The 13,259-nt window shown below is 36.1% G+C and carries 14 protein-coding genes; 1 reads left to right on the forward strand and 13 read right to left on the reverse strand.

All coding sequences use genetic code 11. The features are described 5' to 3' along the window. Positions 1–3: 3 nt before the first annotated feature. The 13 genes from G3A47_RS07100 to G3A47_RS07160 form a co-directional block, all read right to left on the reverse strand. Positions 4–1,002 (reverse strand): BtrH N-terminal domain-containing protein, encoded by a 999-nt coding sequence (locus G3A47_RS07100; RefSeq protein WP_166921484.1) that lies wholly within the window; start codon positions 1,000–1,002, stop codon positions 4–6. Beyond that, a complete protein-coding gene (locus tag G3A47_RS07105; protein ID WP_166921485.1) occupies positions 1,002–1,406 on the reverse strand; it encodes a hypothetical protein in 405 nt (134 codons plus the stop codon). Before G3A47_RS07105 ends, G3A47_RS07100 begins: the two co-directional genes overlap by 1 nt. A 26-nt stretch (positions 1,407–1,432) precedes the next feature. After that, complete coding sequence (locus G3A47_RS07110; protein WP_166921486.1) at positions 1,433–1,897, reverse strand: ABC transporter permease; 465 nt, start codon at positions 1,895–1,897, stop codon at positions 1,433–1,435. Between the two features lie 7 nt (positions 1,898–1,904). Further along, positions 1,905–2,336, reverse strand: a complete 432-nt coding sequence (locus tag G3A47_RS07115; protein WP_166921487.1) for a hypothetical protein — start codon at positions 2,334–2,336, stop codon at positions 1,905–1,907. Then, complete coding sequence (locus G3A47_RS07120; RefSeq protein WP_166921488.1) at positions 2,336–3,469, reverse strand: beta-ketoacyl-ACP synthase III; 1,134 nt, start codon at positions 3,467–3,469, stop codon at positions 2,336–2,338. Before G3A47_RS07120 ends, G3A47_RS07115 begins: the two co-directional genes overlap by 1 nt. A 16-nt stretch (positions 3,470–3,485) precedes the next feature. After that, on the reverse strand, positions 3,486–4,388 hold the full coding sequence (locus G3A47_RS07125) for an NADPH-dependent FMN reductase family protein (protein WP_166921489.1): 903 nt from the start codon (positions 4,386–4,388) through the stop codon (positions 3,486–3,488). A gap of 216 nt (positions 4,389–4,604) precedes the next feature. Then, positions 4,605–5,486, reverse strand: a complete 882-nt coding sequence (locus tag G3A47_RS07130) for an LpxL/LpxP family acyltransferase (protein ID WP_166921490.1) — start codon at positions 5,484–5,486, stop codon at positions 4,605–4,607. Further along, on the reverse strand, positions 5,486–5,740 hold the full coding sequence (locus G3A47_RS07135; RefSeq protein WP_047774738.1) for an acyl carrier protein: 255 nt from the start codon (positions 5,738–5,740) through the stop codon (positions 5,486–5,488). Before G3A47_RS07135 ends, G3A47_RS07130 begins: the two co-directional genes overlap by 1 nt. A 4-nt stretch (positions 5,741–5,744) precedes the next feature. Then, positions 5,745–6,968 carry a beta-ketoacyl-[acyl-carrier-protein] synthase family protein gene (locus G3A47_RS07140; RefSeq protein ID WP_166921491.1) on the reverse strand — a complete coding sequence of 408 codons (1,224 nt, stop codon included), beginning with the start codon at positions 6,966–6,968 and terminating at the stop codon, positions 5,745–5,747. A gap of 18 nt (positions 6,969–6,986) precedes the next feature. Further along, positions 6,987–7,718, reverse strand: a complete 732-nt coding sequence (gene fabG / locus G3A47_RS07145; protein ID WP_166921492.1) for a 3-oxoacyl-ACP reductase FabG — start codon at positions 7,716–7,718, stop codon at positions 6,987–6,989. Positions 7,719–7,749: 31 nt separating this feature from the next. Next, positions 7,750–8,970: a WG repeat-containing protein gene (locus tag G3A47_RS07150; RefSeq protein ID WP_166921493.1), complete on the reverse strand. Its 1,221-nt coding sequence runs from the start codon at positions 8,968–8,970 to the stop codon at positions 7,750–7,752. A gap of 45 nt (positions 8,971–9,015) precedes the next feature. Then, positions 9,016–10,125, reverse strand: a complete 1,110-nt coding sequence (locus G3A47_RS07155; RefSeq protein ID WP_243860396.1) for a WG repeat-containing protein — start codon at positions 10,123–10,125, stop codon at positions 9,016–9,018. Between the two features lie 28 nt (positions 10,126–10,153). After that, positions 10,154–11,674 carry an HAL/PAL/TAL family ammonia-lyase gene (locus tag G3A47_RS07160; RefSeq protein ID WP_166921495.1) on the reverse strand — a complete coding sequence of 507 codons (1,521 nt, stop codon included), beginning with the start codon at positions 11,672–11,674 and terminating at the stop codon, positions 10,154–10,156. A 101-nt stretch (positions 11,675–11,775) separates the two neighbouring features. Here G3A47_RS07160 and G3A47_RS07165 point away from each other — a divergent pair, with 101 nt between their 5' ends. Then, positions 11,776–13,029 carry an NAD(P)/FAD-dependent oxidoreductase gene (locus tag G3A47_RS07165; RefSeq protein WP_166921496.1) on the forward strand — a complete coding sequence of 418 codons (1,254 nt, stop codon included), beginning with the start codon at positions 11,776–11,778 and terminating at the stop codon, positions 13,027–13,029. Positions 13,030–13,259 lie beyond the last annotated feature (230 nt).

Genomic DNA, 13,259 nt, shown 5'->3' on the forward strand with positions numbered 1-13,259 from the left:
GGTTTAGCTAATTGCTTTTTTTAGTTTTTTGAAAAATACTTCTTCTCTGTTGGCAATGTCCAAAAGTTCATCGGCAATGGCATTGTAGGCGTCTTCTTTGGCGCTTCTGTTTTTATAAATTCGAGAAGCTTCTACGGCAAAATCGCGCCAGGAGTCTCCAATTTGAGTCATTTCTTTAGAAAGCACTTTCAGCTCGTCATTATTTAAAATAACCGATGCTTCCTGTAAAAAGGCCGCATAAATAAAACGGAAGCCACCACCCCCGGTCCCAATTTCTTCCTGCATTCGTACCATTTGCGCCAGATAGTGGTTGGCTTTTTTAGTACCGTGTTTTACGGGCCATTTTCTAATCTGACGGGATACAAATTTAATACCGCGTACTCCAACAATTGGCATTGGCGCCAGCATATCACGACAGGTATTTTTGATTCCTTTTATAATGGCACTTTTAAGATCAACATTATTCGGAATCTGAATCGGATAGTACATTTGTCCTCTTGGGGCAAAAGCACCTTTGGCAAAACGCACTTTGTCTAATTCGTCATGTGTTAGCGTTGTAACGGTTTCCATTACGGGATCGCTTATTAAATAATCGGTTTCGGTTTTTCCGTAAACGACCAGATTGTGAGCGTTGAAATGAAAGCGGTATTCATCCGGAAAATAACTCAAATGATATACACCAACTTGTAATCCGGTTGGAATATTGTTTTTTAAATTTGCCTCTAATGCTGCATTTGCGTTGGCTACAGAGGAGAATTTTTGTCTTTTTATTTTTAAGTCTAAACGGTTTGCCAGTTTATTAAAAATCTGTCCGGGTAAAGTTCTGTAACTTATGGCCGGAGCGTGATTTACTTTTATAAAGGGAAGGTATACAAAGAAAAGTCCCGAGCCAATACCAAAAACCATCGGTTCGCTGATGTTCAGGCCGTTGTTTTTTAACAAATTCGAAGCTACTCCATTTTCGCAATGAGCAGATTGATGATGGGTAAAATTAGTTTGCATTAGTCTGTTTTGATATTTTTTAGTTCGGCTATTGAAATCTCAAAAGCCTCGGCATATTTTTGTAAAATGGTATTGCTCAATTGGGCAAAAACGGCTGGTTTAAAATGTCTTTTTACGCGCCATTTCCACATTCCTACGTAACTGGCCAGAATAGTCAGATCCATTTTGTTTAATTCCATATAATAACAAATCGGACTTACTTCTCCGGCTTCAACCTGTTGTTTTGCTTCGGCAATTCTTTCGTTAATATCAGCAATAGAATTAGAAAGGGCGATTGTTTTGGGTTCCCAGCCTGTGCTTAAAGTTGTGGTGTAATTGCCGTTTTCATCGGTGGCATACAGCAATTCTTTCAGGTTGTTTTGGGTTAAATTGCCTTTGTCCTGTGGTACTTTTTCTTTTTCCATGACCGTTTGGTTTTCGATTGAAATGATTATAATACAGCCGAAATTGTTTTTTGAATGAACAAATTAATTTCGCATTCTAAAAGTATTTTGTCTTCGACTAAGCTTTCGCAGCTCATGGTGCATAAAGTGTAATCGTCTCCTTCAAACTTAGAAACCAGGTTGGCTCTCGTAACAATCGTATGGCCAACGTTTGGTAATCCATGTATTTTGAGGTTTTTTATAGCGCTGATAAAACCAATTACAGTTACGTTTTCGTTTTCTGAACCGTCATCGGCAAAAAAATATTTTTTACCTATAATTGCCGAACAGGTTTGTGCTGTGTTTTCGATTAAACCGGCTTCAATAAGCGTATTGTTTGCTACAAATATATTGTCTTCTTTGATTAAAAATACGGTTTCTACAAAGCTGGCATCCACATTTAGAATCAAATCGACCATGAGCATGGGGGCCCGGTGTGGTAAATAATTTTGAATGTCTACTGCAGTTCTCATACACGTATTATTTTGCTAAGACCGTTTTCATTTGTCCGTTAGCGATTTCTTCGTCGTTTAGGGTTGTTACGATTTCTACCAAAGTGATTCCTGCAAATTCCTGTATAATGGTTACAGTCGATTGAATCGTATCATTGATTTCAGGTAACTTTTTGATTTGAATTTCTTTGATAGAACCGATATAACCTGTTGGTGCTTTTTCGTTTCTTAAGAAAAATTCATATCCCGTATGCAAGGCTACAGATTGCGCCATATGCTCGATTAAACCTGCTTCCAGAAAGGTATTATTATCAAAAAAGATATTGTCGTTTTTAATATGTAAACCCGAAACCAATGAGTTTTCGGTAAACGAATACATTTTGTCTACCATTACAAAAGGGAACTTTTGTGGCAATAAATCCTCTACGGCTTCTTTCTCTAAAAGTAAAGTTGTGTTCATTAGCAAACGGTTAAATAAGCATAGGCAAAAGAAAATCTTCCGCTTTCCGGAACAGATAAAAGGATGCGATCTCCTTTTTTCAGATTTCCTGAATTCATTAATTCTTCTAACGCTAAGTAAATAGAAGCAGAGCCAACATTTCCTACTCTCGAAAGGTTCATGAACCATTTTTCATCTGCCATTCCGATTCCTCTTTCTGTTAGTCCCTTTTTTAATCCTTCAACAAAAAAGTTGGAAGAAACGTGAGGAATAAAATAATCAATATGATCAGCAGTAAGATTGTTTTTGTCCATGGCCGCTTTCATACTTTCTGCTCCTTTAGAAAGAATGAATTCGTCCAGTAATTTTACATCCTGTTTGATGGCAAAAACAGATTCGTTTAACCATTCTTCAGGCGCATAATTACTCCACGATTTGATTTCCCCATTTTCTAATTTATCACCTCCGGCGTACATGCAGGTCTCTAATTCGTAGGCATACGAAAAAGCTTCCATCCATTCTATTTTAAGTGAAATTGGGCCTTTCGGTTTGTTTTCTAACAGAAAAGCACCCGCTCCGTCAGATAACATCCAGCGTAAAAAATCTTTTTTAAAGGCAATGATAGGTTGCTCTTCGAGATTTTTCAGATTGGTGGTTTCGTGATTGTATTTTTGAGCTAAAAGCCAGGTCGATACTTTTTCAGATCCGGTGCAGATAGCGTTTTTTGAGTTTCCTGATTTTACAGAAAGAAAACCAAATTTTAAGGAATTCATTCCGGCACAGCAGACACCTGTTGACGAGTTTAATTCTACCGATTTGTTTTTTAGTAAACCATGTACCATGGCAGCATGCGAAGGAAGAAAAATATCAGGTGTTGAGGTTCCGCAAGAAAGTACTTCCAGTTCCTGAGGTGTAAAATTATCATCAAATAGCTGGTTAATAGCTTTTTGGGTTAATTCGGCATTGCTGTGTGTACTTTTCCCTGTTTTGTCTACGGCGTAATATCGGCTTGTAATTTTATTATTGCGCAAAATAATACGTCTTGCTTTTGAAGCAGTATCATTGATAAGGCCTAAAAAGTTTTCCATTTCATCATTTGAAATGGCATCATTCGGCAAGTATTTTGCGGCTTTGGTAATATATACTTCAAACATAATCTAATTTCGTCTTCTAAACTCCCTGATAGTATTGAGTTTCTTTTTTTATGGTATTTAACTTGATGGGATAGGTAATAAGGTGCAATATATATACTATTGGCGAGATTAACCAGATAGCTAAGAATAAATAAACATTAAATACCTTAAGTAGCGTTTTCCTGTTTTTTTGATTTTTATAAATCAGATTAGACCATTTATTGAAAATTTTATTGGCAGTTTTGTCTACTGTTACAAGATAAGGACTGATTTTTACTGCTCCAATAGCTACTAATTTAGGTTGTAAATCAGTTAGGTTGTTCTGGTTAAAGCCAGAAAGCATAAGCGCTCCGAACTTATTTGATTCCTGAATATCTTTATCGGAAACTCCCGGTAACGGAAATATACCCAGGTATTTTTTCTTTACTCCCGAGAACATCCATTCTACAATAGTAATCACACTGATCAGATTTCCTACGCGGTCAACTAAAGCAACATTTCCTACCAATTTTGCGTTGGCTTCTTGTAATAAAACCTTTATTTTTTCCTGAGCCATGATCCACATGTTTCGGGAACCACTAATGGTTATTACCGGTGTATTATTCAATATTTTTTTGGCTGAATCACTTTTCAGAAAGGAATTTATAGGAATAGAGGGTGACAAATACCACACTTGATAATGAAACAGTACCAAGTCAAATTTGGTGTTCAGAATTTCGTCGGGTACGGGTTTTAATGCTGTTGGGATTTGCAGGAAAGATTCCGGAAAAGCATCAAAAAAAGAAGTTTTATCCCATGGAAAAGGGAATGGTTTTTCTAGTTGTATTTCGTAAAATGTTACCTTAATGTCTTCTGAATTTAAGAATGGCTTTGCAATATTTTGTGCAATAGCTTCAAGTTGTCCAGATTGGGAATAGTAGATAACAAGAACATTTTTCATTTTGGCTTTGTCTTTGATGGTAAGCAAAAATAAGTAATTTTTTTTAACGAATTTTTGATATTAAGGGGAATTCAAAAAGTAATGGTGATGAGATTACTAAGGGATTAAGTTACTGAGGTTCTAAGTTTTGTTTTTAAACGCGTAAGGTTGTTTTTGTTTAAGATTTCAGAATCTTAGAGCCTCAGTAACTTAGTGTTTTTAAACTGTCAAAGAAATTTATACTTTAAAATGCTCCCAAAAATCAAAGTAGTTAAACCATTGCAAAGGGTATTTGTGTATAATCGTTTCTACACTTTGCACATATTCTTTTAGCAAAGCTTTTTCGTCACGATGTTTTACAGTAGCTTCTCTGGCGTATAAATGATAATGAAGATTAGGCTCTTTCATTACATAAACAAAAACTACGGGAACTCTTAAACGGGAAGCAATCAAAAAAGGGCCGGCAGGAAAGTTGGCCTCTTTACCAAGTAAATTTTCAGAAAGCGATTTTGTTCCTTCAAAATAACGATCACCTGTAAAACAGACCAATTCGTTATTGGCCAAAGCGGCATTGATCTCAAAGATGTGAGACAAATCTTCTTTGATGATAATAAATTTTACGGTTGGCTTTTGAGTAACCGTTTCAAGATATTTTTTAATATGAGAATGTTCTAAATCTGTAGTGACCAGATTGATCTGAAAATTAAGATCGATATCGCCCAGAAAGTGCTCGGCGATTTCAAAATTTCCAACATGGGCACTAATCAGAACACCTCCTTTTTTCTCGGCCAAAAGTTTTTTTAGAGTTTCTATTCCATCAAATTCATAGGTAAATTTATTTCGCATTCCTGCAGAAATAGAAACTTTATCAATAATGGTTTGTCCAAAAGTATAGTAACTTTTGAAGACCATTTTTTTAGATTTGAGATAAGGATATTCGAGTCGTTCTTTAAAATAATAAAAGATGGCCCGATTGCTTTTTTTTAGAAACAGAAAATAATAGGAGGCAACAAAATAAAGTAAAAGATAGGCCGATTTGATACCCGCTTTTTGTATTAGAAAAACGAATATTTTATAGCCTAAAACGGTTCCTTTTGATTTGCCATCCCATTGACTCATTAAAGGGCTTTCGCTTTTAATTTGGCTTCGATAAGATCGTAGAAATTTTGAAAAGTAGCGATTCCGACGAAATCAGCTTCAACCAGTTTCACACCAAAATTAGATTCAATAGAAACCACTAAATCTACATAATCTAAACTGTCGAGACCAAGTGTATCTTTTAAATTAGCGTCTGGTTCAATATCATCACTATCAACCTCAAATTCATCAACCAAAAAACTATTAATTTTTTCTATTATTTCTTCTTTATTCATCACTTCATTTAAACTTTTTAACTACCAACGCAGAGTTGGTTCCTCCAAACCCGAAGGAATTGGACAAAAATATATCAAATTTTTTGTTTAACGTAGTTTTAACTAAATTTAATTTTGAAGCATCTTCGTCAGGATTTTCTAAATTGATGTTTGGAGCGATAAAATCGTGCTGCATCATTAGAATAGAGTAAATTACCTCGCTGGCTCCTGCCATCCAACATTCGTGACCCGTCATTGACTTCGTTGAGCTTATGTAGGGATTTTCTTCTCCGAAAACTTCGAAGATTGCTTTGGCCTCATTTCCATCTCCAACCGGAGTTGAAGTAGCATGTGCGTTTATGTAATCAATATCTGATGCTTTTAATTTTGCATCGTCAAGAGCGCGCTGCATAGCTGTTGATGGACCTTCTACATTTGGAGTAGAAATATGTCCGCCGTTTGAAGAAAATCCGTAACCTGCAACTTCTGCAATAATAGTTGCTCCACGGGCTATAGCCGATTCGTAACTTTCGAGAATCAAAGTGGCACCACCACCGCTGGGAATTAATCCGTCGCGAGCAGAATCAAAAGGTCTTGAGGCTTTTGTAGGGTCATTTTCTCTGGAAGAAAACACACCTAAACCGTCAAAACTGCTCATAGCATATTTATTGATTTCTTGTGCACCACCACAAATAATGACATCCTGAAAACCACTTTTTATTAAAAAATAAGCCAATCCAATAGAGTGAGAACCACTGGCACAGGCCGCACTTACGGTAAGATTGATTCCTCTAAGTCTGAAAATAGTAGATAAATTCATTGTTACCGTAGAATTCATCGATTTAAAAATAGCTCCCGATCCAATTAATGCGGTGTCTTTTTTCTCTCTAATAATATCGGTGGCATCAATAATAGCTTTAGAAACACTGTCGTTTCCGTACATGATTCCAACTTCGCGGGTATCAAAAAAAGCGTCGTCAATCTGCGCATTTTTTAAGGCCTCGATAGTAGCCATATAGGCATATTCGGTTTCTTCACCTATGCTCATACGTTGTCTGCGTGACAGTAAATTTTTCAAATCGGCTTTAGGAACCATTCCGGTTAGGGCTGATTGAAAACCAAATTCTTTTCTTTCAGCATCAAACTGAATACCCGATTTCCCGTTGTATAGGGACTCCTTTACCTCGTCTAAAGAAGTACCGATGCAGGAATAAATTCCCATTCCGGTAATTACAACTCTCTTATTCATCGTCTTTCAAAGTAATTTTTAAGAATAAATTCCTCCGTTTATATTGATAATTTCTCCTGTAATGTAGCTTGCTTTTTTTGAAATCAAAAAGCTTACCAAATCGGCTACTTCTTCGGCTTCGCCAAAACGATTTACCGGAATTAGTTTAAGTAATTCTTTTTCGTCTAACTGACTTGTCATGTCGGTTCTGATAAACCCGGGCGCCACGGCATTTACAGTAATGTTTCTTTTGGCAACTTCCTGAGCCAAAGCTTTGGTAGCTGCAACAATTGCTCCTTTTGCAGCCGAATAATTGGTTTGACCGGCAGTTCCTTTCACTCCCGAAACAGATACCATGTTTACGATTCGGCCATATTTGTTACGCAACATTTTCTGAATGAAAAACTGAGTAACATTAAAGAATCCGTTTAAGCTGGTGTTTACAACTCCGTTCCAGTCTTGTGGCGTCATCCACATAAAAAGACCGTCTTTTGTAATTCCGGCGTTGTTTACAATGGCTTCCACAATTGCTTCCGGATTGGCTTCCTGCCATTTTGTTAAAATGTCTTGTACTTGTTCAAAATTAGAAACATCAAATCCTAAGATTTCTCCGGTAGCTCCTAATTTTTGTATTTCCTGAAGTGTTTCTTCGGCAGCCGTTTTATTAGAATGATAATTAATCAAAATATGATAATTGGCTTCAACGGCTAATTTTTTACAAATAGCGCTTCCAATTCCTCTTGATCCGCCTGTTACTAATACACATTTCATTTAAGTAAATTTTATTTTTTATTGGTCGATGTTATCGCTTTTTTTTATTTGTAGGCTTTGCTGCCGGTTTTGCTGCTGCTTTTTCTACCGGTTTTGGTTTATCAGCTGCGATTTCATTTTGATCGTTTTTTTCTGTTGTTGAAAATAGTTCAGCGTTTTCAAACCATTGATTGCTTAAAACAGTTCCGTCCGGTTTTAGAAAACCCCATTTTCCTTCATTCTTTACTCTTGCCAGACCATCAATAAATCCTTTATCCTGTTTTACAAACAAGGCAATAATGATGCCGTTTGAGGTAATACCATATTGTGTTGGAATGACCAGTTTTCCTGCTTCGTTGATAAATCCCCAGTTTTTTTCTTTTACAGGAGCGAGTCCACTTGAACTAAAAACTTCTGCATCACTATAGGTTGGCGGAATAATGAACTCTGCTTTGGGGTTGATGTATCCCCATTTTGATCCCACACATACGGGAGCCAGATTTTTTGCGAATGCTTTTGCTTTATCATAAATAGGTAAAATGGCCCAGTTTCCTTTTAAGTCAATAAACCCAATTTTTCCGTCTTTTTTAGCATAAGTCAGATCCTGTGTATCAAAGTCCCATATTTTTTCGGCACCTTCAACCGGAATAAAATTTCCGCCACTTACAACGCCGAACGTTTTGTCTTTTCTGGCCCAGGTTGTGTTTTTGAAATAATTGCCTATTTCGTCGTAAGCAGGTTCTACTAATTCTTTACCGGCAGTATTGATAATACCCCATTTTTTATTGTTTTCAACTCTTGCATAACCATTTTCAAAGGGCTTGATCTGATCGTATTTTGGTTCTAAAACGACAGCCATTTTCGAATTGATCAATCCAACTTTATCATTTTGTCTGATAAAAGCAACGCCGTTGTTAAAATCAAATAATTTCTCAGTGGCAGGTGCTTTCTGAATCTCTCCTTTTCTATTAATATAAATCCATTCCTTGTCTTTTTGCACGATTGCAATACCGCTGTTAAAATCTTTGGCATCCTTAAAATCGGCCGGAATTACCCAGGTACCTTTAGTGTCTATGAATCCCCATTTTCCGTCGTTTTGTACAGCTGCCAAACCTTCAGAGAACCCTTTCGCATATTTGAACTGAGGTTCAATGCGCAGTGTTCCGTCCTTGGAGAGATATCCAATTTTTGAATTTTTCTTGACTAAAGCCAATTCCTGACTATTAACTAACTGAATAAATAATAACGATAAAAAAAGGATTGATTTTTTCATAGGTTTAAGATTCAATATTAATAATAATGTAAAAATTCTTTTCTATTATTTCTGAAAGAGTTCAGCATTCTGAAACCAATCATTCAAGAGTTGCCCATCCGGTTTAAGAAATCCCCATTTACCATTGTATTTTATCCTTGCTAATCCATCGATAAATCCTTTTTCCTGCCGTGTATACTCCCCAAATATTGCCTGAATTTGATAATCTATAGGAATAATTAATTTCCCGGTTTCATCTATAAAGCCCCAGGATTGTTGTTTTTTTACGGCTGCCAGACCGTTTTCACTGAAAGGCTCCGCATCATCATATTGAAGTTGTACGATACAGGCTCCTGCTAAATTGGTGTAACCCCATTTTTCTCTTATACAAACGGGGGCTATGTTTTTAGAAAATGCTTTTGCTTTGTCAAATTTTGGTTCAAGAACCCATTGTCCTTCAAAATTTACAAATCCAAACTTTCCGCCTTTTTTTGCTGCAATTAAATCTTGTGTTCCAAAAAGTCCAAATTCGGTAACGCCTTCTATCGCAATAAACTGTCCATTATGAACCAGTCCGTATTCTTTTCCTTTTTTTGCCCAGGTTGTATTATTAAAATAATCGCCAACTTCGTCATAAATGGCTTCAACAACTTCTTTTCCAGTCGGATCAATAATTCCCCATTTATCATTTATTGCTGCTCTTGCATAACCTTTATAAAAAGCCCTGATAACATCATATTTGGGTGCCAAGAGAATTTCAAATTTGGCATTGATAAGACCAACCTTACCGGCTTGTCTAAAAAATGCCACACCATAATTGAAATCAAATAATTTATCTGATTCCGGATAGCCCTTTAGTATCTCACCTTGTTTATTAATGTAAAAAGAGACCGTATTTTTTTCTACAACGGATATCCCGCTGTTGAAATCTCTTGCATGACTAAAAATGGCCGGAATTACCAGAGTTCCAGTGCGGTCTATGTATCCCCATTTTCCATTTTCTTTAACAGCTGCTAAACCATCAGAGAAATCTCTGGCATTGTCAAATTTTGGTTCCACCGCAAAAGTTCCGTCTTTTGCAAGAAGACCAAATTTACCTTCTTTTTTAACTAATGCGAGTTCCTGAGCTTCAATTAACTGAACAGATATAAGAAGTAAGAAAAATATTTTTTTCATGTTTTTTATAAGCGGTTGCAGGTCTAAATTAAGCATTTATTAAATAGTCTTTTACTTTTTGAACAAAAGGATACATAACCTGATCCTCTTTAAATTCCGGAATAATATTTCGAACATCATCGTACCATTTTTTAGTAACAGATGAAATTTTATCTTTTTGTCCCAGGTAGTCAATTGCCTGAACAATTGTAATCATTTCGATACTTAATACTTCAAAAGCATTTTCGATTACTTTTGAGGTAATTACTGCCGCATTTGTTCCCATACTCACAATGTCCTGATTGTCATTGTTGTTGGGAATACTGTGCACATACATTGGGTTGGACAACATCTGACTTTCGGCAGTTGTAGAGGTCGCGGTAAACTGTACTCCCTGCATTCCGAAATTAAATCCTAATGTTCCCAGATTTACAAACGGAGGAAGAATTTCGTTGATTTTTGAATTTAGTAAATAATTCAACTGACGTTCTGCCAACATCGTTAGTTTTGTAATTACGATTTTTAATTTATCCATTTCAAGCGAAATATAATCGCCATGGAAATTACCACCGTGATAGACGTGTTTGTTTTTTACATCGATAATCGGATTGTCGTTTGCCGAATTAAATTCGTCTTCCAAAATCGAAGCAACATTATTTATTGTCTCTAAAACCGGACCAAGAATTTGAGGAACACATCTTAAGGAATAATATTCCTGTACTTTTTCTTTAAAAATTTCTTCGGTATTTTCTCCCGAGTATAAATGATCTTCTCTTTTGCGGATCAAAGTACTGTCCGAAAGATTTTGTCTCATTCTTTTTGCTACTTCCTGTTGTCCTTTATGACGTTTGGTCTGATTTAATTCTTCAGAAAAATGGTCATCATATGCCTGAACTAATTCGTTTATCGCACAAGAACATTTTAAAGACCAGTCTAATAGTTTAGCCGCATGATGTACATTTACAACTCCAATTCCGGTCATTACCGAAGTTCCGTTGATTAAAGCAAGACCTTCTCTGATTTCTACCTGAATTGGTTTTAAGCCTTCAATTTCAAAAACTTCCTGAGTAGGTCTGCGGTCTCCTTTATAAAAAACCTCTCCTTCGCCAATTAAGACTAAAGCCAGGTGTGACAATTGTACTAAATCTCCGCTTGCACCAACACCACCATGTTCGAAGATTAATGGTGTAATATCTCTGTTAATAAGTTCAGCCATTAAATGAATTACAGATGAATGAACTCCTGAATTTCCTAATGACAGTGTATTTAATCGGGCCAAAATAGCCGCTTTTGCACATAGAGGACTTAAAGGTTTTCCGGTTCCTGAAGAGTGGCTTCTGATCAGATTATATTGTAATTGAATCTGATCGGATTCTTTGATTCGGTATTGGGCCATTGGTCCAAAGCCTGTGTTTACACCGTAGATTACTTTATTTCCTGAAAATTCTTTTAGGAAATTAAAGCTTTCATTTATTCTATTTAAAACAACATCGCTAACAACAACTTTATTATTTCCAAAGATAATAGATTCAAATTCTGCTAAGCTTAAATATTCATTAATTGTATTCATTAAACCGGTTTTGATTGTGCTAATTTAATTTTATTTATCAAAATAAATGTAGTTATTTTGATGATGGCAAATGTAAGTTAATAAATTATAACATTTCTAATATGACAAAGGAGTTTGTAGATGTTTTAATCATAGGCGCAGGACCTTCAGGATGCGTTTCGGCATCGTATCTTCATAACAATAAGGTTAAGATAAAAGTGGTAGAAAAGACAAGATTTCCAAGACTTGTGGTCGGGGAGAGTCTTATTCCGCGCGTTATGGATCATTTTGCTGAGGCGGAGCTTTTTGAAAGTCTCGACAAAATGAATTTTGAAAAAAAGCTGGGAGCTCGATTTATAAGAGGAGAAGAAATTTGTGTTTTTGATTTCAGTAAAAAATTTGGTGAAGGCTGGGATTGGACGTGGCAGGTACCAAGAGCTGATTTTGATCATACAATGGCGCAGGAAGTGATTCGAAAAGGAATTGATCTGGAATTTGAATCTGAGGTTTTGGAGGTTTCTTTTGAAGGAAAAAATTCAAAAACTATTGTAAAAGATAAGGAAGGAAATTTAAAAGAAATTCACGCCAAATTCATTATCGATTCAAGCGGGTACGGACGTGTTTTACCAAGACTTTTAGATCTGGATACTCCTTCAAAACTAGATCCTCATTCTTCGATATTTACGCATGTAAAAGACATTAACAGACCGGAAGGGGAGGAAGGAACTTTAATTTCGTTTGATATTCTGGAAACGGAAGTCTGGTTATGGGTGATTCCATTTTCTAACGGAAATACGAGTTTAGGCGTTGTAGGTCCGACCGATTATATTAATTCGCTTTCAGAGAATAAAGACAATGCGGAGGCTTTACGAAATGCAATTCAGCTTTCAGATTATTATATAAAAAGATTCAAAGGGACTGAATTTTTATTTGAGCCTGTAAAACTAGAGAACTATTCCAGAGCGGTAAAAAAAATGTACGGAGATGGTTTTGCGCTGACGGGAAACAGTTCGGAATTTTTAGATCCTGTTTTTTCTTCCGGAGTTGCTTTTGCAACAGAATCGGGAATGTTGGCGGCAAAATTGTACCTCAAAGAATCGAAAGGAATTGAAGTGGATTGGGAGGTTGAGTTTACCGAATATATGAAACGCGGAATAGGTGTTTTTACCACTTACGTGAAAGAATGGTATACCGGAAACCTGCAGACTTTATTTTTTCATCAGCCAGAAAATCCGGATGTGAAAGAAAAAATTTGTTCTGTACTGGCAGGTTATGTCTGGAATGAAGAAAATCCGTTTGTAAAGAAACACGACAATGTAATTAAGAATATGGCCTATCTTTTGGATTTGGAAAAGGAAAGTAGGGTGAATGAGTAATTTTACATCATTATAAAATATAAAAAAAGAGGATCAATTAGGTCCTCTTTTTTTTGTTTATCATAAAAAGACAGCCCCGGAGGGGCGTTATATTTATAGATTGGATTTAACAATAATGATGTTGAGCTCCGGCGGAGCGGCATATCAAATCTGGTTATGACATCGTCTCTTAGCGTAACCGTTTAATCTTCCGTAATTATGGTAGAATCAGCGGGGATAAATTCTGTTTT

It is taken from the genome of Flavobacterium poyangense (genome assembly GCF_011751075.1).
GTDB classification, from domain to species: domain Bacteria; phylum Bacteroidota; class Bacteroidia; order Flavobacteriales; family Flavobacteriaceae; genus Flavobacterium; species Flavobacterium poyangense.

Excerpts from the sequence above, each read along its gene's own strand:
- G3A47_RS07105 (WP_166921485.1), bottom strand. The coding sequence starts at position 1,406 with ATGGAAAAAGAAAAAGTACCACAGGACAAAGGCAATTTAACCCAAAAC.
- G3A47_RS07160 (WP_166921495.1), bottom strand. The coding sequence starts at position 11,674 with ATGAATACAATTAATGAATATTTAAGCTTAGCAGAATTTGAATCTATT.
- G3A47_RS07155 (WP_243860396.1), bottom strand. The coding sequence starts at position 10,125 with ATGAAAAAAATATTTTTCTTACTTCTTATATCTGTTCAGTTAATTGAA.
- G3A47_RS07100 (WP_166921484.1), bottom strand. The coding sequence starts at position 1,002 with ATGCAAACTAATTTTACCCATCATCAATCTGCTCATTGCGAAAATGGA.
- G3A47_RS07125 (WP_166921489.1), bottom strand. The coding sequence starts at position 4,388 with ATGAAAAATGTTCTTGTTATCTACTATTCCCAATCTGGACAACTTGAA.
- G3A47_RS07110 (WP_166921486.1), bottom strand. The coding sequence starts at position 1,897 with ATGAGAACTGCAGTAGACATTCAAAATTATTTACCACACCGGGCCCCC.
- G3A47_RS07130 (WP_166921490.1), bottom strand. The coding sequence starts at position 5,486 with ATGAGTCAATGGGATGGCAAATCAAAAGGAACCGTTTTAGGCTATAAA.
- G3A47_RS07120 (WP_166921488.1), bottom strand. The coding sequence starts at position 3,469 with ATGTTTGAAGTATATATTACCAAAGCCGCAAAATACTTGCCGAATGAT.
- G3A47_RS07135 (WP_047774738.1), bottom strand. The coding sequence starts at position 5,740 with ATGAATAAAGAAGAAATAATAGAAAAAATTAATAGTTTTTTGGTTGAT.
- G3A47_RS07140 (WP_166921491.1), bottom strand. The coding sequence starts at position 6,968 with ATGAATAAGAGAGTTGTAATTACCGGAATGGGAATTTATTCCTGCATC.
- fabG (WP_166921492.1), bottom strand. The coding sequence starts at position 7,718 with ATGAAATGTGTATTAGTAACAGGCGGATCAAGAGGAATTGGAAGCGCT.
- G3A47_RS07165 (WP_166921496.1), top strand. The coding sequence starts at position 11,776 with ATGACAAAGGAGTTTGTAGATGTTTTAATCATAGGCGCAGGACCTTCA.
- G3A47_RS07115 (WP_166921487.1), bottom strand. The coding sequence starts at position 2,336 with ATGAACACAACTTTACTTTTAGAGAAAGAAGCCGTAGAGGATTTATTG.
- G3A47_RS07150 (WP_166921493.1), bottom strand. The coding sequence starts at position 8,970 with ATGAAAAAATCAATCCTTTTTTTATCGTTATTATTTATTCAGTTAGTT.